Source organism: Pseudomonas sp. FBCC-B35, from assembly GCF_059133755.1.
The window spans coordinates 1,451,900-1,475,270 of sequence record NZ_CP101439.1 but is presented as its reverse complement, the minus strand read 5'-3'; the positions used below and the strand labels follow the sequence as shown (position 1 = coordinate 1,475,270).

At 60.9% G+C, this 23,371-nt stretch carries 17 protein-coding genes; 7 read left to right on the top strand and 10 right to left on the bottom strand.

Annotated features, from left to right (window positions below):
* Window positions 1-4 precede the first annotated feature (4 nt).
* From lpxK to NMB38_RS06535, 4 genes are all read right to left on the bottom strand, one after another.
* The gene (lpxK, locus tag NMB38_RS06550; RefSeq protein WP_104925956.1) at window positions 5-1,006 is read right to left on the bottom strand and encodes a tetraacyldisaccharide 4'-kinase; all 1,002 of its coding nucleotides are present in this window, start codon (window positions 1,004-1,006) and stop codon (window positions 5-7) included.
* On the bottom strand, window positions 1,006-1,440 hold the full coding sequence (locus NMB38_RS06545) for an ExbD/TolR family protein (protein WP_028687688.1): 435 nt from the start codon (window positions 1,438-1,440) through the stop codon (window positions 1,006-1,008). Before NMB38_RS06545 ends, lpxK begins: the two co-directional genes overlap by 1 nt.
* Window positions 1,437-2,072, bottom strand: a complete 636-nt coding sequence (locus NMB38_RS06540) for a MotA/TolQ/ExbB proton channel family protein (RefSeq protein ID WP_494354926.1) — start codon at window positions 2,070-2,072, stop codon at window positions 1,437-1,439. The genes NMB38_RS06545 and NMB38_RS06540 overlap by 4 nt, the downstream gene beginning before the upstream one ends.
* A 61-nt stretch (window positions 2,073-2,133) precedes the next feature.
* A complete protein-coding gene (locus tag NMB38_RS06535) occupies window positions 2,134-4,350 on the bottom strand; it encodes a DNA internalization-related competence protein ComEC/Rec2 (RefSeq protein WP_111475459.1) in 2,217 nt (738 codons plus the stop codon).
* A gap of 142 nt (window positions 4,351-4,492) precedes the next feature.
* On the opposite strand from NMB38_RS06535, the gene NMB38_RS06530 reads away from it, so the two are divergent.
* Entirely contained in the window at window positions 4,493-5,125 is a 633-nt protein-coding gene (locus tag NMB38_RS06530) for a DUF2062 domain-containing protein (protein WP_115933573.1), read from the top strand.
* Here NMB38_RS06530 and NMB38_RS06525 read toward each other — a convergent pair.
* The 3 genes from NMB38_RS06525 to NMB38_RS06515 all read right to left on the bottom strand — a co-directional run bounded on the left by NMB38_RS06525 (window position 5,009) and on the right by NMB38_RS06515 (window position 7,486).
* Entirely contained in the window at window positions 5,009-5,788 is a 780-nt protein-coding gene (locus tag NMB38_RS06525) for an ABC transporter permease (protein WP_023533108.1), read from the bottom strand. The genes NMB38_RS06530 and NMB38_RS06525 overlap by 117 nt on opposite strands.
* Complete coding sequence (locus NMB38_RS06520) at window positions 5,785-6,717, bottom strand: ABC transporter ATP-binding protein (RefSeq protein WP_027914346.1); 933 nt, start codon at window positions 6,715-6,717, stop codon at window positions 5,785-5,787. Before NMB38_RS06520 ends, NMB38_RS06525 begins: the two co-directional genes overlap by 4 nt.
* Window positions 6,718-6,862: 145 nt before the next feature.
* Window positions 6,863-7,486, bottom strand: coding sequence for a glutathione S-transferase (locus NMB38_RS06515; RefSeq protein WP_027914345.1), 624 nt, complete (start codon window positions 7,484-7,486; stop codon window positions 6,863-6,865).
* A gap of 199 nt (window positions 7,487-7,685) precedes the next feature.
* Here NMB38_RS06515 and NMB38_RS06510 point away from each other — a divergent pair, with 199 nt between their 5' ends.
* The 6 genes from NMB38_RS06510 (at window position 7,686) to NMB38_RS06485 (ending at window position 16,012) form a co-directional block, all read left to right on the top strand.
* On the top strand, window positions 7,686-10,133 hold the full coding sequence (locus NMB38_RS06510; RefSeq protein WP_132578878.1) for an acyl-CoA dehydrogenase: 2,448 nt from the start codon (window positions 7,686-7,688) through the stop codon (window positions 10,131-10,133).
* A 66-nt stretch (window positions 10,134-10,199) separates the two neighbouring features.
* Window positions 10,200-10,610 carry a PA2817 family protein gene (locus NMB38_RS06505; RefSeq protein WP_027914343.1) on the top strand — a complete coding sequence of 137 codons (411 nt, stop codon included), beginning with the start codon at window positions 10,200-10,202 and terminating at the stop codon, window positions 10,608-10,610.
* Window positions 10,611-10,976: 366 nt separating this feature from the next.
* Window positions 10,977-11,519, top strand: coding sequence for a fimbrial protein (locus NMB38_RS06500; protein ID WP_028687691.1), 543 nt, complete (start codon window positions 10,977-10,979; stop codon window positions 11,517-11,519).
* Between the two features lie 91 nt (window positions 11,520-11,610).
* Window positions 11,611-12,366: a fimbrial biogenesis chaperone gene (locus NMB38_RS06495; protein ID WP_088523028.1), complete on the top strand. Its 756-nt coding sequence runs from the start codon at window positions 11,611-11,613 to the stop codon at window positions 12,364-12,366.
* Between the two features lie 27 nt (window positions 12,367-12,393).
* Window positions 12,394-14,877 (top strand): fimbria/pilus outer membrane usher protein, encoded by a 2,484-nt coding sequence (locus tag NMB38_RS06490; protein WP_125922632.1) that lies wholly within the window; start codon window positions 12,394-12,396, stop codon window positions 14,875-14,877.
* Between the two features lie 55 nt (window positions 14,878-14,932).
* A complete protein-coding gene (locus NMB38_RS06485; protein ID WP_201871053.1) occupies window positions 14,933-16,012 on the top strand; it encodes a fimbrial protein in 1,080 nt (359 codons plus the stop codon).
* Between the two features lie 36 nt (window positions 16,013-16,048).
* Here the strand turns inward: NMB38_RS06485 and NMB38_RS06480 are convergent, their stop codons facing one another.
* The 3 genes from NMB38_RS06480 to NMB38_RS06470 are packed head-to-tail and all read right to left on the bottom strand — an operon-like array spanning window position 16,049 to window position 23,371.
* Window positions 16,049-19,909 (bottom strand): RHS repeat domain-containing protein, encoded by a 3,861-nt coding sequence (locus tag NMB38_RS06480; protein ID WP_206406090.1) that lies wholly within the window; start codon window positions 19,907-19,909, stop codon window positions 16,049-16,051.
* Between the two features lie 38 nt (window positions 19,910-19,947).
* The gene (locus tag NMB38_RS06475) at window positions 19,948-20,466 is read right to left on the bottom strand and encodes a hypothetical protein (protein WP_132578882.1); all 519 of its coding nucleotides are present in this window, start codon (window positions 20,464-20,466) and stop codon (window positions 19,948-19,950) included.
* A gap of 16 nt (window positions 20,467-20,482) precedes the next feature.
* Complete coding sequence (locus NMB38_RS06470) at window positions 20,483-23,371, bottom strand: hypothetical protein (RefSeq protein WP_286751586.1); 2,889 nt, start codon at window positions 23,369-23,371, stop codon at window positions 20,483-20,485.

The window sequence follows — 23,371 nt, the reverse complement described above, 5'->3', positions numbered from 1 at the left end:
GGGATCAGGGCTTGGGTAGCAAACGTTGCAACTGCAGGTCGAACCAAGTGCCAAATGCCGGCGTGGGTTGGGCTTCCACAGCCAGGTACCACCAGTTCTCGGCCGCGAAAGAGCGGCACTTCACCGCATCCTTCTCGGTCATGACCAGCGGCAGTGGCGGTGTGAAGGCAAGGTTCTGGGCACTGAATTGTGCGTGGTCGGCAAAGGGGTGCGGCAGCGGCTGCCAGCCTAGCCCTTGCAAAGTATTGAAGAAACGCTGCGGATTACCGATGCCGGCCACTGCATGCAGGCGCTGGCCGGCGGAAAAATGGTCGAGTGCCCGGCGCTCGCCCGTGCGCAGGTTGACCAATGCGCTGGGCTGCAGGCGAAAACCAAAGCCTTCGGCAGTGTCTTGCTCCGCGCCATTGAACAGGATCGCGTCGGCCGCCTTCAGGCGCTCGACAGGCTCGCGCAAGGGGCCGGCCGGCAGGCATCGGCGGTTGCCCAGGCCGCGAGCGGCGTCGATCAAGACCAATTCCAGGTCTCGCGCCAGGCGGTAGTGCTGCATGCCGTCGTCACACAGGATCAGGTCCAGGTTTTCGCTGGCCAGCAGGGCCTGCACCGCACGGGCGCGGTCCGGGTCGATCATCAGCGGCACACCGGTACGCTGCACGATCAGCAGCGGCTCGTCGCCCGCCTGCTCGGCAGCCTGATCGGCCGTGACCCGCCAAGGCAACTGCGGCGGCTTGGCGCCATAGCCACGGCTGACCACCCCTACCCTCAAGCGCCGCTGGCGGCAGTGCTCGATCAGCCAGAGAATCATGGGGGTCTTGCCCGTACCGCCGACGGTGATGTTTCCCACCACGATGACGGGCACCGGGGCGCGGTAGCTGGCCCGCTGGTCGTTGAGAAAACGCCTGCGCTTGCGTTTGACCACCCAGCGGTACAGCGCTTCCAGCGGACGCAGCAACGCCAGTGCAGGATGGCCGGTGTACCAGGCAGCAAGCAGGCGATCGGCTAGTGTCATCAGGGTGTGCTCTGGGCCGCCTCGACGGTGGTCATGCGCAACTGGCTGAAGCCGAGCTTGCCGGCGGCATCCATTGCGGTGACCACAGCCTGGTGCGGGGTCTTGCCGTCGGCACTGATGGCCAGGGGCAGTGTGTTGTCGCCACCTGATTCACGCTCGATGGCCTCGCTGAGGGTGGCCAGGTCGCTCTTGGGCAGCAGGTGGTTATTCACTGAATACACCCCTTCGGCACTGATGGTGATCTCTACCAACTTGCCCTCATCGCCCGGTGCCCGCTCGGCGCTGGCCGCTTCGGGCAACTGGACGCGCAGCTGGGTTTCGCGAGTGAACGTGGTGGTGACCACGAAGAACAGCAACAACACGAACACCACGTCGATCAACGACGCGAGGTTGATGTCGATGTTCTCGCGCTGGCGATTGCGCCGAAACTTCACGCCTTGCCTCCCGCCACTTCCACCTCGCGGTCCCCCTGAATCACTTCCACCAGTTTGATCGCCTCCTGCTCCATGCCCACCACCAGCTCATCGATGCGGCGCAGCAGGAAGCGGTGGAAGAACACCGCCGGGATACCGACCATCAGCCCGGCTGCGGTGGTTACCAGGGCCTTTGAAATACCGCCCGCCAGCACCGAGGCGTTGGCGGCCATCTGCGACCCCATGAACGCGCTGAAGATGTCGATCATGCCCAGCACGGTGCCCAGCAGGCCCAGCAGCGGCGCCATGGTGGCAATGGTGCCCAGCGTGCTGATGTAGCGCTCCAGCTCGTGGATGACGCGCGAGGCGGCTTCCTCGATGCACTCTTTCATGATTTCGCGACCATGACGCGAGTTGGCCAGCCCTGCCGCGAGGATCTCCCCCAAGGGCGAGTCGGCACGCAGGGCCTTGAGCTTGTCACTGGTCAGTTGCTTGTCCTTGATCCACATCCACACCTGGCCCAGCAGGTGAGGCGGACTGACGCGACTGGCGCGCAGGGTCCACAGGCGCTCGACGACGATAGCCATGGCGGCGATGGAACTCAGAATGATCGGCAGCATCATCCAACCGCCTGACTTGACCAATTCCCACACAGTAGAAGCCCTCTGGAAAAGGTCGCCACTTTACCATAGGCGCGCCAGGGGCTCATCAGCATTAACCACCCCTGGCGTCACGCCAGAACCGACGCTGGCTGCGCATACCCTCGACCTTTCCTTGCACACCGAGCACCAGATGCAACGCCCCCTCCACCGCCGTGTCGTGAAGGGTCATGCCATGCCTGCGATAGCGTTCGACCACCTGTGCATGGGGATGCCCGAAGCTGTTGTTGCGCCCGCGGGATATCAGTACCCCACGCGGGGCTGCAGCGCGGATGAAGGCTTCGCTCGACGAACTGCGGCTGCCGTGGTGAGGCGACTGCAGCCAGTCGATGCGTGGTGAGTCCATGGCAGCCAGCCACGCACGTTCGGCCCCCGCCTCCATGTCCCCGGCCAGCAGCAACCGCTCGCCCGACGCCTCGACCAGCAACACGCAGGAGCGGTCGTTGCTGGTGCGCGCATCCGCCCAGCGCCACAGGGAAAAGCGCACGCCGTCCCACTCCCACTGCTCGCCACTGACGCAAGGCTGTAACGGAACCGCTTCCAGCGGCTCACCGCCAATCGCCCGCCTGATCGGCAGCCCGCGCCCGATTGCACCTGCACCGCCGGCGTGGTCGGCATGGGCGTGACTGACCACCAGCAGATCCAGGCTGTCGACCCCCAACTTGCGCAAGGTGGGCAACACGACCCGTTCACCCAGATCGCTTTCGCCCCTGGCTGGACCTGCGTCATACAGCAGACTGTGCTGCCGGGTACGCAGCAACACCGCCAAGCCTTGGCCCACGTCCAGCTGCCACACCTCGACCTGGCCATCCGGGACAGGCTCGCGAGGTGCCCAGAGCGCCACGAGCATCACCGCACCCAACCCACGCAGCGGCACACCCCGTGGCAGCAACAGCAGCAGTGCACCCAGGCAGACCAGCAGCCAGGCCCACAACGGCAATGCGGGAGGCACCCATGCCGGGCGCTGCTGGGCGACCAGCGCCAAGGCGCGAAACAAGATATCCAGCAGGCCGCCTGCCAGCCACAGCAAGGCCTCACCTGCGCTTCCCAAGGGCAGCAACAAGGTGCCCAATAGCGCCAGCGGCAATACCGCCAAGCTCACCCACGGCACCGCCACCAGGTTGGCCAGCGGGGCACTCAGGCTCACCGGCAAGCCCACCGCCAGCAGCACTGGGAGCAGCCCGACGGCGATGACCCACTGCGCTCGCGTCCAGGCCTGCCAGGGTTGCCAAGCCCCTAGCCGGGCACTGAAGGTGTAGATGAGCGTGGCCACGGCGCCGAATGACAACCAGAAACCTGGAAGCAGCGCTGCCAATGGCTCGAACAGCAGTACGGCAACCAGCGCAAGTAACAAGGGGTGAAACGCACCCAGATGACGAAAGCGCAGCCGCCACAGCAGCACCACGGCCAGCATCAGACAGGCGCGCTGTACTGGCACCCCTGCCCCAGCCAGCCAGCCGTAGGCCAGCGCCGCACTCATGGCCAGCGCACAGGCCCAAGGCAGCCACGGCACCCGGGCCGGCCACAGCCCCCAGCGGGCCAACCACGCGACCACGGCGTAGAGCAGACCCGCCACCAGGCCGATGTGCTGGCCCGAAATCACCAGCAGGTGCACGGTGCCGGTTGCCTGTAGCGCCTGCCAGTCCTCGCGTGCCAGGCCTGCCCCATCGCCAAGCACCAGCGCCACCAGCGCGGCTTGCCGACCATTGGCCTCGACAGCCAGTAGCCGCTCGCGCAGCGCATCGCGCCAGCTGGCTGGCGCGGGCGTCAGTAACTCCCCGGCTTTGACCGTTCCGCTGGCGCCGACCCGACGTGCCAGCAACTGCGCCTCCCGGTCAGGCCCGTAGGGGTTCAAAAGCCCGCCCGGCCGCTGCAGGGTCACGGCCAGGCGCCACTGCTCGCCGGCACGCAGCGGTGGCCCGTCAAACCAGCTCAATTGCAGGCGTTGCGGCAATTCGGCACGCCGGGAATGCGCCCCCTCAAGGTCGAAGCGAACGCCTTGCGCGGTGCGCGCCGGCAGGCCGACCACGCGCCCTTCCAGCCATAACGTGCGACCCTCGAGCCCTGGCGCCAGACGATCATCCATGGCCTGCTTGGCAGACCAGCAGGCCCAGCAAAAGCCCAGCAGGAACACGCCCAGCAACCACCCGCGGGTGAACAGACTGACGACAGCGCCCGCCGCAAGCAATAACAGCCATCCGACCGATGGCAGTTGAGGCACCAGGCCGAGGCTGAGCAGACCAAGTGCAAGCGCCAACATCCCTGTGCGCATGAGGTAGAGCTCCAGAAGCTGAATCAACCTCTGAGGCATAGCCCACTTGTCGGCAATGCTTGCTCAACAATTGTCACAAACTCTGAACGAGGCCGACCGGGAATCAGGGCATACTGCCTCGGTCAACGCTCCGGGAGCCCCCATGCCGCGCCGACTATTCAAACGCTACATGCCGGACCCGAGCAGTATTCGGGAACACAAGTCCTTACGCTTTTTCGGCACGTTGCTGCATGACCCGAACCTGTGGCACCTGAACCGTCATTCGGTAGCACGAGCCATGGGCGTCGGCCTGTTCGCCGCCTTGATCCCGATGCCTGCGCAAATGCTGCTGGCCGCTGCGTTGGCCATTCCGTTGCGGGGTAACCTGCCGATCGCCGTCAGCCTGGTGTGGCTGACTAACCCGCTGACCATGCCACCGGTGTTTTTCGTGACATACATGGTCGGTGCCTGGCTGATGCAGGTACCGCCACGCGCGCTGCCCGACACATTGACCTTCCAGTGGATCACCGACCAACTGTCGACGGTCTGGCAACCCTTCCTGCTCGGTTCAATCGTCTGCGCCGTGCTGCTGGGTATGCTCGGCTATTTCAGCACCCTGCTGTACTGGCGCTGGTGGGTGGGCCGGCAATGGCGTCGTCGCCAATGCCGGTGCAACGTTTCAGGCACGCATGCCCCGGCCACTGACCAGCAGCCGCACGCACAGCAGGTAGAGCACGGCAGTGGCCACCAGCATGAAGGTGATCGCCGTGCCAATGCTGATGTCCGACACCCCTAGAATGCCGTAGCGGAACGAATTGACCATGTGCAGCACAGGGTTGGCCAACGAGACGGTCTGCCAGAACGGTGGCAGCAGGGTGATCGAATAGAACACGCCGCCCAGGTAGGTCAGCGGGGTCAGCACGAACGTCGGGATGATCGAGATGTCGTCGAAATTGCGAGCAAACACCGCGTTGACGAAGCCTAGCAACGAGAAGATGGTCGCCGTCAACAGCACCACCACCACGGTCACCCCCAGGTGATGCACCTGCAGGTCGGTGAAGAACATCGACAGGATGGTCACGATCACACCTACCGCCAAGCCACGCAGTACTCCGCCCAGTACGTACCCCACCAGGATGGTGTGTGGCGACACCGGCGAAACCATCAACTCCTCGATCGAGCGCTGGAACTTGCTACCGAAGAAGCTCGAGACCACGTTGCCGTAGGAGTTGGTGATCACCGACATCATGATCAGCCCCGGTACGATGTACTGCATGTAGGTGAACCCACCCATGTCGCCGATCTGCCGACCAATCAGGTTTCCGAAGATGACGAAGTACAGGACCATGGTGATCGCCGGGGGCAGCAAGGTCTGCGGCCAGATGCGCAGGAAGCGCCGTACCTCGCGATAGACGATGGTGTTCAGGGCGACCCAGTTGGTGCGCAGCTCCACACTCATACGGCCACCTTCGACAGGTTCTTTTCCACCAGTGACACGAACAGCTCCTCAAGTCGATTGGTCTTGTTGCGCAGGCTCAATACCTCGATGTTCAGCAGCGCCAACTGGCTGAACAGCGCGGTAATGCCGATGTCCTTGTCCACCTGTACTTCCAGCGTATGAGGCGTCAGCAATCGGCAAGGATACCCTTGCAGGGCCGGGGCACTGGCCAGGTCCTGCTTGAGGTCGAGCACGAAGGTTTCAACGTGCAGCTTGCCCAGCAGGTTGCGCATGCTGGTGTTCTCGACGATGGTGCCGTGGTCGATGATGCCGATGTTGCGGCACAGCTGTTCGGCCTCTTCCAGGTAATGGGTGGTGAGGATGATGGTGATGCCCTTCTCGTTGAGTTCGGTGAGAAAGCTCCACATCGAACGGCGCAGTTCAATGTCCACCCCGGCAGTGGGTTCGTCGAGAATCAGCAAGCGCGGTTCGTGGATCAGCGCGCGGGCAATCATCAAGCGGCGTTTCATGCCGCCAGAAAGCGAACGCGACGGTACATCGCGCTTGTCCCAAAGGCCCAGCTGGGTCAGGTATTGCTCGGCCCGCTCCTTGGCGATTTTTGGCGCAATGCCATAGTAGCCGGCCTGGGTCACGACAATGTCGAAACACTTCTCGAACTGGTTGAAGTTGAATTCCTGCGGCACGACGCCCAGGCAGCGCTTGAGCGCAGACGGCGCACGGTCCAGGTCGTGACCGAACACGTTGACTGTGCCGCTGGTCTTGTTCACCAGGGTAGAAAGGATGCCGATGGTGGTGGACTTGCCGGCGCCGTTGGGGCCAAGCAAGGCGAAGAAGTCGCCTTCGGCAACATCGAGGTCGATGCCATTGAGGGCTTGAAAGCCGTTGCCGTAGGTCTTGGTCAGCTGTCGGATGGACAGGGCAGAACTCATAGCGGGTCACTTACCGAAGAATAGGGTTCAGGACACGCCAGACAGGTTCACTGGCGCAGTGAGTGCGGCCAATGGTGCAAGGCTCGGCCGCACAAGTACAGTCACGTGTATCGATAGTGACTATCGAAACGGCTGCGGTGTTCGATCAGGTCAGCGCAGTCATCACGCCAGCCTGATAGGCCGGGCGGCTCTTGAGGCGTTCGTACCACGCCTTGAGGTGGTACATGTCCGGACGCTCGATGGGCATCTCGAACCAGGCGTAGGCGAAGCACCCCAGTGGGATATCACCCATGCCAATGTGTTCTCCCGACAGATACGGCTGTGTGGCCAGGGCCTGATCGGCCATGGACAGCAACTGTGCGCACTGCTTGTGCGCCGCATTGATCGCCACCCAGTCTCGCTGATCTTCAGGGGTGCGCAGCATGCCCCAGAATAGCGGACGGAAAGGGGTCGCCAGGGAAGAGGTGGTCCAGTCCATCCACTTATCGGCCAGGGCGCGCTGGCGCGGATCGTCCAGGTACCAGCCCTGCGCCTGACCATATTCGGCGCACAAGTAGCGGACGATGGCGTTGGATTCCCACAGGGTCAGGTCGCCATCTTCCAGCATAGGCACCAGGCCATTTGGGTTGCGTGCGCGGTAGTACGGCTCATCTACCACGCCGAAAGCGCCTCCAGCGTCGATCGACTCGAAATCCAGATCCAGCTCATGGGCAATCCACAGTGCCTTGCGCACATTGCTCGAGTTCTTGCGGCCCCAGATCTTCAGCATGACGACGTCCTCAGGAATGCTCAGGTCATGCAGTCTACTCCAGACATTAGCCGGCTGTACGCGCGAAGATACCGGCAAGAACGAGCATGAACTGAAACTCACGCTGCCACACCCTGTCACTGTTCTGACAGTGCCGTTCATAGCGTGGTGTCTAAGCTCTGTGGGATGGCCAAGCCCCTGGTTCCAAGGAGGAGTGATTATGTTGCTGTTGTGGCTGCTAGTGCTGGTGATCGGCACTCTTTACCTCATGCACCGGCGCCTGCCGCCCTTGCAGATACTTGGCATCGTTGCCGTCTACACGCTGCTGATGGGCATCTTCAGCAAAGCCCCCGGCTGGCTGTTGGTTGTGGTGTGGCTGGTGATCGCGCTCAACGCCGCGCTCGTGTTACTGCCCGAGTGGCGCCGCAAGGTATTCACGGGCCCGGTGTTCAAATGGTTCAAGCGCACATTGCCCCCCATGTCGCAGACCGAGCGCGAGGCGATCGATGCCGGCACCGTGTGGTGGGACGGCGAGCTGTTCAGTGGCCGCCCCGACTGGCGTACCCTGCTCGCCTACCCTGCGCCAATGCTCACCGAAGAGGAGCAGGCCTTCCTCGATGGCCCGACCGAGGCACTCTGCGCGATGGTCAGCGACTGGCAGATCGGCCAGGACATGGACCTGCCACCGCAGGCCTGGCAGCACATCAAGGATCACGGGTTCTTCGCCCTCATCATTCCCAAGGCGTACGGGGGAAAGGGCTTTTCCGCCTACGCCCACTCCCAGGTGGCGATGAAACTCGCCACGCGCAGCGGTGACCTGGCCTCCACGGTCATGGTCCCCAATTCCCTGGGCCCTGCCGAGTTGCTGCTGCATTACGGCACCGACGAACAGCGCGATCACTACCTGCCGCGCCTGGCTCGCGGTGAGGACATCCCCTGCTTTGCCCTCACAGGTCCCCACGCTGGCTCCGACGCCGGGGCAATGCCCGACACTGGCGTGATCTGCAAAGGCCAGTGGAAGGGGGAAGACGTCATAGGCCTGCGCCTGAACTGGGAGAAGCGTTACATCACCCTCGGGCCGGTCGCCACCCTGCTGGGCCTTGCCTTCAAGGCTTACGACCCGGACCACTTGCTCGGCGAGACAGAAGAACTTGGCATCAGCCTGGCGCTGATTCCCACCGACACACCCGGCGTTGAGATCGGCAAACGCCACCTGCCGTTGGGCGCGGCTTTCATGAATGGCCCCAACAGTGGCAAGGACGTGTTCATCCCCCTGGACTACCTGATTGGCGGCAAGGACATGCTCGGCAAAGGCTGGATGATGCTGATGAACTGCCTGTCGGTAGGCCGCTCCATCTCGCTGCCGGCAGTTGGCACGGGCGCTGCCAAGTACACCAGCCTGGTCACAGGCCAATACGCGAACATCCGCGAGCAGTTCAACGTGCCCTTGGCCGCCTTCGAGGGTATCCAGGAATCGTTGGCACGCATCGGCGGCAACGCCTGGTTGATGGACAGCGCCCGCATGCTCACGGCCAAGGCCGTGGATTTGGGTGAGAAGCCGTCGGTGCTGTCGGCGATTCTCAAGTACCACCTGACCGAGCGCGGCCGTGAATGCATCCAGCACGCGATGGACGTGCACGGCGGCAAGGGCATCATCATGGGCCCCAACAACTACCTGGGCCGCAACTGGCAGGGCGCGCCCATATTCATTACCGTCGAGGGGGCCAACATCCTCTCGCGCAACCTGATGATCTTCGGCCAGGGCGCCATACGCTGCCATCCGTTCGTACTCAAGGAAATGGCCCTGGCCGCGCGCCAGGACCAGGACCAGGCGCTGGTGGAGTTCGATGATTTGCTGGCCAAGCACATTGGTTTTGCGACGGGCAATGCGGCCAGCACCCTGATCTACGGACTGGGCCTGGGCCGCTTCGAGCAGGTGCCCGGCGATGCCCTGAGCCAAGGCTACTTCCGCGCCCTCAACCGCCAGGCGGCGGCATTTGCCCTGTTGGCCGACCTCTCCATGATGCTGCTCGGTGGTGCACTCAAGCGCCGCGAGCGACTGAGCGCGCGGCTGGGTGATGTACTGAGCTATCTGTATCTGGCCAGCGCAGCGCTCAAACGCTACCACGATCAGGGCTCGGCCGAGCACCTGCGGCCGCTGTTGCGCTGGGCCTTGGAAGAGAGTCTGGGGCAAGCCGAACGCGCCCTGGATCGGCTGCTCGATAACTTCCCCAATCGCTTCGTGGGCTGTGCACTGCGCGTACTGGTGTTCCCTTTCGGTCGGCGCCATACCGGCCCCAGTGACGAACTCGATGCCCAAGTGGCTCAGCTGATCGGCCGTAGAAAGGGTGATCCGGCCCTGGAAGAACTGCTTGCCGGCTGCTACCGCCCACAGGGCGAGAACGACCCCGTTGCCGCCCTCCAGCAGGCCAGCGATCTGCTCGACAGCACGGCACCGCTGAGCAAGGCCTTGCATCAGGCGCTCAAGCAAGGCGATGTCCGCCCTGCGCCTGGCCAGTCGACCATCGATGCAGCGGTCGAGGCTGGCGTCTTGCAACCGGACGAGGGGCAACGCCTGCACGCGGCTGAACAGGCGCGGCGCAAGGTCATCGATGTGGATGCCTTTGACAAGGTGCAGTTGACACCCGAACCCGGGAAAGTGCGCTGAGTCTTTCCGAACGACAAGGGAGGCGTATACTCCGCCCCCCTTTCAGCCATACCGAGGACCCCTGCCATGGCCAACCCACACCTGGAATACCACCTGCAATTGCTGCAGCACCTGCGCACCATCCTCGTGGCGCTGGGCGAAGCGGAGCAGGTGCCGGAAGAAAGCCATACCCTGTTCCTCGAGCGCTTTGACGAACTGCTGACCGTGTTGCCACAAGACCCACTGCAAAGCCAGTACCTGGGCCAGGACTTGATCTGCCAAGTGATTCAGCGTTACCCGCAAATCGCACATTTGGTGCCCCGCGATCTGCTATGGTTCTTTGCCGGTGATTGCCTGCACTTCATGCCTGATGAAGAGCTGGATATGTATCAACAGCTCGAGGAGCTTCGCTTCGCAGCGCAGGAAAGCGGTCAACCCTTTGACTGGCATCAGCACAAGCAGCTGCTGAGCCAACAACGCCAAGGCAGTAGCCACTGATTCACCCAGGTATCCCACGCCGGACGTGGGATACCTCGTCCTCCCATGGAACGTGTTCTTATTAATACGTTGCCTTCAGCTGATGCCGTATTCACGCTTTCTTACTCTTTGTAGAGAATAGGCCTATTGCGCCACACCGCTCAATTATTAACTCGAAAAAAATTCCCCCGCCCCTCAGAAAAATCAACACACAACTAATACATAGTCTTATAGTTAAAAAATATAACAAACATCGAACTCATATTATCCTTGCAACTAAAAAAGTGACTTCTATAAAATTCGCGCCGAAGTTAAAGAACACCAATACCACTGGCGTTCAATTAACCTTTCAGTCATTTAATATTAGTCACTCGAACAAGGATCCTTATGAAAACGTCTCTCCTGGCCGCATCGCTCGGCTTCCTCATGACGGCCATTGGCACGTCGGCAAACGCCAACACAGGCCTTGTAATGTTTGACGGCAAAATCACTGCCGACACTTGCCCGATCATCATTTCGCCACCTTCCGGCGCCATCGGCAGCTCCGTGGAGATGGGTGAGCTGCCAGCCAGCGCCTTCAAGGCCAGTGGTGAAGAGTACAACCAACGCACCTTCGCACTGGTAGTGGAAGAGGGCGCGGTGTGTGGTTTCAGCAGCAACAAAGCCACCGTCACCTTCGAGGGCACTGCCGATGTCAGTGGCAACTATTTCGCGGTCACCCCTACTTCCGATGGTGCCAAGAACGTAGCCATCGCGCTGCGTGACCGCACTGGCAGTGCGGTCGCCCCAGGTAGCGCATCGGCCGAGTACGACCTGAATGATACGGGCCAGTCTCGCATGGTGTTCCACGCGACCTACCGCGCAACCAGCGTACCTGTGTTGCCAGGCGCAGCGTCGGCCAGCATTCACTTCACCGTCGACATCATCTGACCTGCCGAGCCCGGCTACAGGCCGGGCTCACACCCTGTACCCCCATCGCGTCCAGGTGCCGTTGCGCACCTGGTCTAGAGGACGACTTTCAATGCCAGGTTTTTCAGTACGGGCGGCTTCGCTGCGCGCGATATTCAGCACCTGCGCAGCGGCATTGCTGCTTATCCTGCCCGTTGGCAGCAGTCAGGCTGCGCTCACATTGAGCAACACGCGGATCGTTTACCCAAGCGACAGCCGCAGCACATCCGTCGTGGTGCGTAACCCCAGTAAACAGACGTATGCAGCGCAAGTCTGGATCAATACCCAGGCTGACGACAGTGTCACCGCAGTGCCGCTGATGCCTTCACCGCAGTTGTTTCGCCTCGATCCTGGTCAGGAGCAACTGTTGCAGATCAGCGCCTTGCCCAACGATCTGGCCGAAGACAGAGAAAGCCTGTTTTTCCTGAACCTCCAGGAAATCCCGCAAGCCGTGCCAGGCCAGTACAACACCCTGAACATCGCGCTGCGTACACGTCTGAAGCTGTTTTACCGGCCCCACCAGCTCAAGGGCAGCCCTGCCACCCAGGCAAACCACTTGCAGTTTTCACTGCATTCGGCCAACGGCCAGACGCAACTCAGGGCACACAACCCCACCCCGTTCCACGTCACCTTCAGTCAGCTGGAGGTGGTCGGTGCGCAGCGTTCCGGCAAGTTGGAAAACCTTCCGATGCTGCCACCGTTTGGCGATCACTACTTGCCGCTGGACGGAGTTCGGCCTGGCCCTGACCTGCAGGCCAGGTTCAGCATCATCAATGACTTCGGTGGCTACACCAAGCCTTTCACCCTGCCTATCGCCAATCGCCCCTAGCTTGCCGTCATAGGCGAGGAACTTTCCATGCCATTAATCACGCCCGGACGCCCGTGCGGCGCCTGCTTGTGCCTGCTAATCGGCATCAGCCCCTGGCTGCCAGTCGCCCATGCCAGCTCCCACAGCCAACCTGCAATGCAGTTCGATGCGCATTTCTTGCGCCAGGCCGGTACCCAGCCTGACAGCGTGTCGAGTATCGCACTGGACGCCCTTGCCGACTCGACCTCGCTGCCGCCTGGCCGCTACCGGGTCGATGTCGTGCTCAACCTGGAGTTCGTGGGCAACCATGAATTGACGTTCATCCTGCAAGACGAGCGCCTGGACGCCTGCTTGCCCGGGCCCTTGCTCGTCGGCATGGGAGTGCGGCTCGAAAGCCTGCAGGATCCTACACTGGCCACGGCGACCTGCCTGGATTTGCCTGCCGTCATTCCAGGCGCCACATCGACGTTCGATGCCGCAACGCTACGCCTGACGTTGTCGGTGCCACAGATCGCCATGCGCCGTGATCTGGCCAGCCAGGTGGAGACTGCGCAGTGGGACCACGGCATCAACGCAGCCTTCATCAATTACCAAGCCTCCACCTACCAAGGCCACAACCGCTATTCGGGGCGTTATTCGAGCGCTGACCTGAACATCAACAGCGGTGTCAACCTTGGCGCCTGGCGGCTGCGCAGCAGCCAGGCATGGCGCGAAAACGGTACGGGTGCAACACGCTGGAGCCGGTCCCAATCCTACGCACAACGAGGTATCGCAGGGCTGCGCGGCAATCTCACGATCGGCGAAACGTTTCTCGACAGCGATGTCTTTCGCGGTATTCCTCTGCTTGGCGTCCAAGTTGCCTCGGATACGAGCATGCTGCCCGACACGCTGCAGCAGTACGCCCCGATCATCCGTGGCGTGGCGCAAACCCGGGCCAAGCTCGAGGTGTGGCAGAACGGGTATCCGATCTACACCACTTACGTGAGCCCTGGGCCCTATGCCATCGACGACTTGAGCCCAGGCGGCAGCGGTGAGCTGGATATTGTCCTGACCGAGGACGATGGCCGCGTACAACGCTACACCCAGCCCTATGCCACGCTCAGCAACCTGTTGCGTGAAGGCGTGTGGCGCTACAGCATTGCCGTGGGTCGCTACAACCCAGCCGCTAGCTTCGACCGCCCGACCGTATGGCAATCCACCGCCGCAGTGGGCATGCCGTGGAACACCACGCTCTACGGTGGGCTGATGGCCAGCCACTACTACCACGCCGCCAATATCGGCCTGGGCAAGGATTTAGGCGATTGGGGCGCGCTTGGCTTGGACATCACCCAGGCCAACAGCGAAGCGGCCTCTGGCAACCAACAAGGCCAAAGCCACGCGATCAGGTATGGCAAGACCTTTGCCAGCCAGACCACCCTGCGCTTTGCCGGCTATCGTTACTCGACCCGCGGATACCGCGACTTCGACGAAGCCGTGCGTGAACATAGCGGACAAGACAGCTTCATGGGAGCCCGTCGAAGCCGCCTGGAAGCGGCCGTTCACCAGCCTGTGGGGCAGCGCAGCGGCCTGAGCCTGACCTATTCGCAGCAAGACTACTGGCAACGCTCGACCACCCAGCGTCAGTATCAGGTCAATTTCACAACCCACCATGGCGGGGTCAACTACAGCCTGTTTGCCTCCCAGTCATTGAACGACGACTTCCCGTCCCAACGCCTGTTCGGCCTGACGCTGAGTATGCCGCTGGACATCGGTCACAGCGCCACGGCGTCCTTCGATGCGCTGAGCAACAACCAGGGCCACAGTCAGCGTGCCACGCTCAACGGTTCCAGCACACAGTACCCCATCAGCTACAGCGCCAGCCTCAGTCAGAACGAAAACAAGCAGAAGGCCGCAGCATTGAGCATCGCGCACCAAGGCCGCAGTGGCTCGCTGGGCGCAGGTTTCACCGAAGCCGGTGATTACCGCAGCCTTTCCCTCAATGCCAGTGGTGCGTTGTTGTTCCATGAGGATGGCTTGGCCGTTGGCCCGTACCTTGGGGATACGGCGGCCCTGATCGAGGTCCCCGACATTGCGGATGTGGGTGTGCGCAATGCCACCGGAGCGCTGACCAATGCCAAGGGCTTTGCCTTGGTACCGCACCTGCAACCCTACCGCAACAATAGTCTGGTGCTGCAGACCGACCGCCTCGGCCCGGAGGTGGAAATCGACAACGGTTCGGCACGCGTGGTGCCAAGCCGAGGCGCCGTGGTCAAGCACCGCTTCGAGGCCCGCCGCGTGACCCGCTTGGTGCTGACGCTGCGTACTGCACAAGGCAGACCGTTGCCTTTCGGCGCCCAAGTAGTCGACAGCCTGGGCAAGCAGCTGGGCATCGTCGGCCAGGCGGGCCAAGTCATGCTTTCCACGCATACCCAGGCGCAGGTGTTGAGCGTGCGCTGGAACGAGCATGAGGACGGCATGTGCCAAGTCGCAGTTGACCCCAAAGACTCGCCTGCTCAGCAAGGCTATCACCTGCTATCGCTGGTCTGCGGCTAGGCCCTATGTTTGTAGCGCCCAGCCTGAGCACAGGCTGGGCTGTGAAGGAGTCCCAATGATGAAATACCTGACAGTGTGCGCTGCGTTGGTGCTAAGCATCAGCAGCCAGCCAGCAGTGGCCGCCTCCGAAGTCAAAAGCAAGGCCTGCTGGTGGTACGATAAATACCCAACAGGCCCAATGACGTTCATTCGTAAAATCGGTACCGTGCATGTGCCGCGCGATGCCCAGGTAGGTCGCCAACTGGGCGGTTTCAACGTTTATGATTTCACGAATAACGAGGCGAACAGCCTCTTGGAGTGTTTTAACCGCGGGACGCGCTGGCACTTCAAGTTTGAACCGGTACGCCCGTTGCTCCCCATCCATACCATCGATGGCAGCCCGATCTTGCAAACCAATATCCCGGGTATTGGTGCACGTATCGAGTTGGGTTGGCCATTCAGTGACCAAGGTCCGACAACATTCATACCTTACGGGCGCAACCCGCCGCTGGTGCCGTTTACTGCCTATCACGATGCCGAGAACACGTCAGCGTTTCAGCTGAGATTCATTGAAAACAACGTGACCCTGTACAAGACCGGGCCAATTCCGCCCGGCATCCACAAACTCGATACGAGCATGTTCACAGGGTACTTTGATGAACCGACCGTTGGCTTGGCGCTGACCTATTATTTGCAAGCCGAAGTGGTCAACAGCGAGTGCAGCCTGGCAGGCACAGGCGTCAGCCCTAACCCGGTCAAGCTAGGCGAGTGGGAGCGCTCGCGATTTAGCGCGCCCGGAGTCACCACGCCGGCAGAACCCTTCACCATCACGCTCAGCGGCTGTGAGGTCGACCCTGAGCACAACACCTACGCCACCATCGAGCTCACCGGCATCAATGGTTCAATTCCGATCGGCTCGCCCCTGGAAGGTATTTTTTCACTGACTACCACATCGTCGGCGCGAGGCGTAGGCATACGAATTCTCAAGCAAGATGGCACGCCCCTGGCATTGAACAAAGAGGTGCCGCTGAGACCCCTGGCCGATGGCACCACGCCGCTGCGTTTCAGTGCGCAGTTCATTCAGGTGGAAGCGGCCACCGCCGTGCGTGCGGGTGACGCCAACGGAGCACTCAACTTCACCATTCGCTACCGCTGAACTGCGCTTCGATGCCCTACCCCGCCTATGCGCCTTCTACTGGCTCATACCGCTGAGTACATCTTCGGGATCGTAATGGTAGCGAGCAGCACCGGTGGGTCCATCGACACTCTGCAGCCGGTTCAACGCATCGTACGTCAGGGTACGGCCGGCTTCGTCCTGGATCAGGTTGCCATTGGCATCATAGCGCAGCTGCACCGCCGGCAGAGATGAATGCTCGATGGAGGTCAACTGCGCTGGGTCCGCGGCATTTTCGAATTTGTAGATGACCCGCGAACGGCTATTGTCGGCCGCAGTGGTCGTCAACAGGTCGATGTTGTCGATCGCATCCAAGCGGAACAGTTGAGTCTTGATTTGCTGGCCATAGGGGTCAATCGGACATTGCTCGCCCGCGCAGTTGTAGTCGGTCAGGCGTCCGCGCAAATCGTATTTGTAGGATTCTTCGCGTAGCACACCGGTTTCATCGGACAGTACCCGCAGGACGAGCTTGTCGACGTCATCATAAGCTTGGCTGAGGGTCTGAGTATGCTCGGCCACGAAGACCCACTCGCCCGTATCCTCGTCCAGCGCAAAGCGGCCGAACTCGAAGGTGCGTAGGTCTTCGCGATCATGTGGGTCATACCGCAGTTGCGTACGCAGCGCCTGATCACTGGCCATGTCCCGGGTGGTCGTGGTGTGCAGGCGACCAAACAGGTCGTAGCTGAAGTGGGCCTGAAGCAACGGCTGGTCGGTTAGTGCGGCGTACAAGGTGGTGCGTTTCAGCTGCCCCAGGGCATCGTAGTCGTTGCTTTGAACCTGGCCGAGCACATCCTGGTACTCCAGCAGACGGCTGCGATAGCTGTAGTCGTAACGCATCTCGAAAGGCGCAGCCTCGCCCTCAACCCAGCGCCTTTCCACTTTCACGTCCCCATTACTGAAATGATCCCGAGTCAAGCGCAGGTCAGGGATTTCACAGTCGATCAAGCGCGCATTTTGTGGATCGTGGGTGAAGCGGGTGGTGACGCCGCCGACCGTACGCACCGTAGGCTGCTCGCTGAGGCTGGGCTGGTACTCGTAATGGACACGCTCGCCGCTGGGCATGGTTACCCAGCACGGCTTGCGCTGGCCGGGTCCGTACTCGAAGCGCTGCAGGCGCCCCCCGGTCGTGGCGCTGATACGCCGGTTCAGGCCGTCGAAGCCTTGTTCACCCAGTAGTTGATCGCCGCCGCGGCTGCTCGATACGCTGATACGCGTGGGCAGGTCTTCGCGGCTATGGGCGGCAAAGCTTCGCCGCACTTGGGCAGCATCGGGCAGGGTGTGGATCACCAAGCGCTCGAAGGCGTCATAGGTGTATCGATTGACACGCTGAGGTTTGCCCGCCATGCCTACGCTCTCCTCGAACAGGCGCCCGAGCCCGTCGTACTGATTGCGTTGCAGGCTGATGGCGTCAGCTGGCTCCAGCTTGCCAGGCGCAAAGCGTTCTATACGCGTGGGTTTATCGAACAGGTTGAGCCACGTAACGGTGATACCGCTGGAGACGAGGTTCCCCTGCTCGTCGAGTACCTCACGCCATTGGGTGATAACAGGGCCTTTGGAAGCAGGGGTACCGACGGGGTCAGTGCGCGTGTACTCGCGCACGCCGTCTGGCCCAACCACGCAGTCCTGCTCGCCCCAGTCGTCGTACTCGAACGTGCTGGTCAGTTCCAGCTGCTGATCGCCGAGCCAGTCGATTTCGGTTTGCGTCTGCATCTGACCCAGTGCGTCGTACCCGGCGCGGTAGGTCTGGCGCAGCGTTTCGCCGAGCAGAGGGTGATCGACGTCCATGCGCTGTTCCTCGACCACCCGGTTCAGGCCGTCCAGATAGGTGATGGTCTTTACGCCCTTGACGTCAAACTGCCACTGTTCGGGCACACCGTTAGCGGAATCTCGCAAGAAATACGTATAGCGTCGAGTGGCTTCGTGGGGTTTGCCCGGCGCTACCGTCTCTTGGGTCACCCGTTGCAACGCGTCGTACTCGTAACGGATTTCGACGTCATTGTCATCGCGGTTGAGCAGCGGCTGGCCGGTGTGCAGCGAATGCTCCAGGGTGGTCTGCTTGACCTCACCGTCGTACCCGGTCAGCGTCTCAAGCGTGTGCAAGACGCTCTGCCGGGTGTAGGTGCTCAGTGGCGTAGAGTAGTCATAATGGGTGACGGTATCGAGGGTCGCTTCGGGTGGATCCTCCGGTCCTGCGGGGTACTGCACGGTTTTTTCCCTCACCCGCCCCATACAGCTGGCTGCCTGATGTTCGTACTCATAACGCGTGCACTCCAGCCAGCGCTCGCCATCGTCCACATCGACCAGCGTTTCGCTTTCGACTTCGAACCACGGCACCGTCAACCTTGGACCGGGCTGCTCGGCGTCGTCAAGCGGCGCATAGGCCACATAGCTGAAACGTTGGCTGAGCACCGGTGCCAAGCCCTGCCCGTCGCTGGCCGGATAGGTGGTCGTGCTTTTGAGGTGCCGCACAAAGCCACTGGGGTCGTGCGGATGCCCTTCTTGCTCCGCCGCCTGGAACCATTCGTTGCGCACCTCGATGCCGTTGGCTTCCTTGCGGGTCAAGACGTTGCCATGGTTATCGTAGGTACTGATAACCGATTCCGAACGCGCGGGTACTTCGCTGCCGACCACCACCCACCGGCGCGTTTCCTCGGTGGGCAACTGGAACGTGGGCGGCTGGCGGTGGAAGCCACCTGCGTTAATGGTGTATCCCGTGGCAGAGGTTTGTTGGCAATTGCCTTGCAGGGTCTTTACTTCAGTCAGCAGATGGTAACGGTTGAAGGTGCGGGTGATGCTACGAATCTCCTGGCCTTCCTGTTTCCAGACCTCCACGCTCTGATACTCGTAGGTATCGCTGTCGGCGAGTTTGTAGAGGTTATCCAAGCCATCGTCGCGCCATGGCAGCGATGTGCCGCCACCTATGAAGTTGTGCGCGCCAGGGTAGCGGTAGTCCACATCCACCAAAGGCTGCCCTGCCCCGGGTTCGATTTGATGCCGGGTGACCCGAGGAAGCGGCGAAGGCCGGCCGCTGCCAGCAGGGAATTGGTGACCGGCATCAGCGTATGAGAGCATTTCCACTGCTCCCGTTGGCGTAGTCACACGGCTCAGACAGAGGTGACCGTGTGTACGTACGTACATCATATCCCACCGCGCCTGTTCGACCTGCTTGCCCTGCGCTTCGCCCAATACACTGATGCGCTCGACCCGTTGATCATCCTCCTTGAGCTGCATGTCGTAGGTGACCAGGGGCGCTCCGTCTGCACCGACGAACGGGTGCAGCTTCAACACGACGGCATTGGCCGTGCGAGCGGTCTGGAACAGGATACGGCGCTTGCCATCGTTCTGCTGAGTGTCGTCACTGATGGAGTCGAGTACCGGATGCTGGCTGTTGAACAGCCGATACGTGAAAGCCAGGCTCTGGCCCTGGGCCGAGAACAGCCGAGCCGGCAAGAATACCGGAGCCTGGTTACTGCCTTGGCGAGTCAGTATCTCTACCAAGCCCGAGCGGTGCTCAATCCTGAAGGCATCATCACTGTCACGATAGACCTTGAAATTGACCAGTTTCTGCTCTGCCAGCACCATCGGCTGCGCATTCCGGTCGGTGATGCGGTACGTTTCGCCTGTGCCCAAGGCCAGCACCTGGTTATCCGGTGTGTACTGGGATAACTGGAGCGTCCAGCCAGCGCCGTAGCCGGAGTCGATGATATTGAGGGGCGAGAATGACAACGTCGGTGTGAATTCCGGGCCCAGCAACGTATTGGCACAGAGGTCGGGCAGTTCGATCTTCATCGTGTATTGCCCGGTGCGCGGATCGACACCGCCCTGGATGAAGCTCATGAAGTTGAAGGCGTTGGAATGGAGTGAGTGCTTGACGGACATGGTGCCCCCCGGCCTTGGCGGTAACAGTGGGTTGGATGCTATGGGAGATTACGAATCTTTACGCAGCTGAGTTGATGCTCCCATGGAGGAACGATGGTAGAAATCACTTCTTTTTTAAGTAATTGGACACCCGCTACCACAATACCGCGGACCGGCGTGTCTCGCACTTCAGTCATTTTTACCCACCGGGTGGTCGTCGGATGTTTTATCGTTTCGACGTGGGCAGTCCAATTGTTTTCACGGGGCGGATGCACAGGCTTCACAGGCACCTCTTTACAATCAACTTGATCATAGAACCGTATCTCCACCGCCGAGGCGACGTTGCTCATGGAAAAATAATCCGAGTTCCTCTTACAACCGTGATTTTCTAATCTATAGGTGTGCATCGAATCACTTGGCGCCGGTATCGGGATGGAACAGGAATTGACAGGTGACTGATTTTCATAACGCTCAGCAATCAGCAACCTGCCGTAGTCTTGTGCAGCTACCGCATCGGTCCCATGACTACACGCCTGGAGCAGCGATAGCACTGGCACCATCAAGTACTGGATTTTCATCGTCGACCCCTTTCATTCAAGCGTTATTATGCAAGGTCAATACGGCGCGCTGGGGCGCGTTCAGAACGTTCGGCGAAACGCTGATGTGATCAAGGTAATTACGGTGCTCAGGCTTACTGGTTGACAAGTAACTGAAGCGACGGTAGTGGCTGTTGCCATTTTCGTCACGCAGCAACACGACCAGCGATGGTGTCAACCACCGCTTTACCCAATCCTGGAGAGTGCGCCTGTAAACATCTTCCCGGCGCAAGTTCACCAGCACCAATGACCCAGAGGCATACCACCGTCGATCAACTGGCAGCGCGTCCAACTCAAGATCTTTGCGAATGGATTCCATGGCAGTATCAAACTCTACAGTCTCAGGGTAAGGTTCAAGAGAGTCATGGAAAATCAGCCCTGTGTAGCTGAACATCCGGTCATTCTGGCTGGGCCCTTCCCACGTGATCATCGAAATGTTCGGTGTTGTAAGCGGTGACACCCGATTTCCTTCCATACCCAGCACTTCACAGGATACGAATTTGGCGTGCGCGTAGCGGAACGTCCAGTAATCAATGGTCGTCAGGAAGAAATCGAAATCATCTTGCTCATTATTGCCGCCGCCGCCATCGACCCGTTGGCGCGTGAAACTGTAGTCGTTCTCGAGCACCTGCAACTGCGCCGCCGACACTTCGATCCTCGCGTTATGCACGGTGGTGTCGGTGGAATAATGCATCTGTTTGGAATCGGCCTGGAAACCCGCATAGAATTGCCGGGTCTGCCCAGCGCCCGCTCGGCAGTGCAAGTACAGGTAAACAATGCTTTCGCGGTTAGTGACTGCACGCCGGGGCGCGGCAGCCGCCGCGCGCCCGTTCGCCAGGTGAAAGCGATTGGGTCGGGTACTGACCGCCCAGAGTTCAGGATCGCCCAGTTCGATGCCTTCGCGTTCCAGGGCAAGCGTGCTCACGCGCTCAGGCGTGCGTTCGTGGTAAAGCCCCAGCGTTGCCAATTCGGTCACGCTCAAGGGGTAGTCCTTACCATTGACCTGAGCTGTCTCGACATAGACTTCCAGTTCCAGCTGCTGGAAGCCATTGTTGAATTGGCGGCCCTGGCGGTTGCCATCCTGGCCGCTCATGACCCTGACCGTGAACTGATTCAGCTCTTTCCAACTGCCTTCCATTTCCAGGTCGCTATGCTGCACAACGCTATGGCCGCTGGCGAACACCACGCCATTACTCACCACCTCACACGTCACCACGCTGGTGCCACTGTGCTGGCCACGGCTGGAGAAGGCGCCAGTCTGGTCAACTTCGCCCTCCCCTGATAACACACGCCAGCGGCGGTCGGCGCCTGGCATGAACTGCACGGGCTCACTCAGTTGCGCAGTTTGCCCATGTTGTACATTCGCCACATGGGCTGGGTACAGGCTCAAAAGCGGCTGGCTATTGACCATCACCAATGCCGCATCGCGAGCTTGTCCGGCGTGCGCCTGCACCTGTTGTACGACCAGTGGCCGTACGCCAGGCCCGCGGTCGGGTACGAACAGCGCACGGTGCTGGTCCTGGTCGGACAACTCACCGTGAAACGGTTCGAGTAACGACCACTGCACCCCTTGTGCATCCTTCTGCCAGCCAGCCAAAGGAATCACCTCCTGTTGGTCTGGCCAGTAACTCGCAGCGTTGGGAAACGTCGCTAGCGACTCGAAACTCACTTGCAGGCGAGCGGAGGCGACGAAGACCTCGCCCGGCTTTGTGCCATCGAGCTCGGCGGTCACCACCACGGTCAGGCTCTGGTGGCCAATGTCCTGGGGGCTGGGCGCTCTGTAGCGCCCCTTTGAGTCGATCTGCCCATGCCCTTGCGGCAAGTGGCTGTGCAGGCTTACTGCATGCCAACGGCTAGCGCTTACGGCCCTGCCCTGGCCGTCATGCAAGGTAAAACTCAGCGCCTCGCCCGCCTTGATAACCGCTTCGGCGGGCTCCACCGAATAGGTGGTAACCAGCGGGTCGATATTGCCCAGCACCAGCATGTCGAAGGGCTCATGGCGCTCGGCCTCCACGAAGGCATAGGTGCCAGGAAACAACAGGCTATTGAGTATTTCCAGTTGTTGACCGTCTGCATACCTGGTCAACGAACGGTCCAACAGCAAACTGGCTGAGTAGTTACCATCGGGGATCAGGTAAGGGTAACTGCTGTCGGGGTAGTAACCGTCGGCACTGTTGGCACTCACACGAATGAACACCAGTACCGCGCCATCGCCCTGATTGACAGCCTGACTCAACTTGGCGCCCGGCGCTGCCTGGGTGCGGATGATGAAACGCCGTGGGCTCAGTGGGTGATAGCCTTGAAGATCAACAATCCCCAGATCGAACTGGGTCATGCGTGCAGGCAGGCCATGAAACCAGGTTTCAAGCGCTGTCACCAGTTGCTCGTTGAGGGTTGGCTGGTCTTGCAGCAAACTGCAGCGCAGGCTGCTGCCATGGGCGAGGTCCAGGCTAACCCGGCCATGGCGATCGACCTCGCCTGTGACCAGCATCAGGTCCAGGTCAATCTCCAGGGTATAGCCCATGGCCTCGGTCACGTTGAACGTGTTGATCAAGGCGCCATCGCTCAGCTGCACGGTGGTGCAGCGCCCTGCGATCAGGTTCATGATCAACCGCGCCCGCGAATTGGTCAAAGAAGCGTTGATGAACGACAGTCGCGGTGCACCGAACTCCAGTCCCTCCAGCTCGATGACCGCCGCACGCGCGCCGGTGAACGCCAACTCATCGTTGAAGGGCGGCAGAAAGCTCAGTGTATCCAAGCGCTGCTGATATTGTTGCATCAGCAAGCGGTTAAGCCTGGACCGGCTATAGGCCGCCACTGCACCCCAGCCCAAGGTCGCGGAACCTTTACCCAGCCGCTCAAGCATTTGTCTTTTTGAATAGGCCAT

Coding starts and splice junctions, on each gene's coding strand:
- lpxK (WP_104925956.1), bottom strand. CDS start 1,006: ATGACACTAGCCGATCGCCTGCTTGCTGCCTGGTACACCGGCCATCCT.
- NMB38_RS06535 (WP_111475459.1), bottom strand. CDS start 4,350: ATGCGCACAGGGATGTTGGCGCTTGCACTTGGTCTGCTCAGCCTCGGC.
- NMB38_RS06530 (WP_115933573.1), top strand. CDS start 4,493: ATGCCGCGCCGACTATTCAAACGCTACATGCCGGACCCGAGCAGTATT.
- NMB38_RS06525 (WP_023533108.1), bottom strand. CDS start 5,788: ATGAGTGTGGAGCTGCGCACCAACTGGGTCGCCCTGAACACCATCGTC.
- NMB38_RS06520 (WP_027914346.1), bottom strand. CDS start 6,717: ATGAGTTCTGCCCTGTCCATCCGACAGCTGACCAAGACCTACGGCAAC.
- NMB38_RS06515 (WP_027914345.1), bottom strand. CDS start 7,486: ATGCTGAAGATCTGGGGCCGCAAGAACTCGAGCAATGTGCGCAAGGCA.
- NMB38_RS06510 (WP_132578878.1), top strand. CDS start 7,686: ATGTTGCTGTTGTGGCTGCTAGTGCTGGTGATCGGCACTCTTTACCTC.
- NMB38_RS06505 (WP_027914343.1), top strand. CDS start 10,200: ATGGCCAACCCACACCTGGAATACCACCTGCAATTGCTGCAGCACCTG.
- NMB38_RS06500 (WP_028687691.1), top strand. CDS start 10,977: ATGAAAACGTCTCTCCTGGCCGCATCGCTCGGCTTCCTCATGACGGCC.
- NMB38_RS06495 (WP_088523028.1), top strand. CDS start 11,611: ATGCCAGGTTTTTCAGTACGGGCGGCTTCGCTGCGCGCGATATTCAGC.
- NMB38_RS06490 (WP_125922632.1), top strand. CDS start 12,394: ATGCCATTAATCACGCCCGGACGCCCGTGCGGCGCCTGCTTGTGCCTG.
- NMB38_RS06485 (WP_201871053.1), top strand. CDS start 14,933: ATGATGAAATACCTGACAGTGTGCGCTGCGTTGGTGCTAAGCATCAGC.
- NMB38_RS06480 (WP_206406090.1), bottom strand. CDS start 19,909: ATGTCCGTCAAGCACTCACTCCATTCCAACGCCTTCAACTTCATGAGC.
- NMB38_RS06475 (WP_132578882.1), bottom strand. CDS start 20,466: ATGAAAATCCAGTACTTGATGGTGCCAGTGCTATCGCTGCTCCAGGCG.
- NMB38_RS06470 (WP_286751586.1), bottom strand. CDS start 23,371: ATGGCCTATTCAAAAAGACAAATGCTTGAGCGGCTGGGTAAAGGTTCC.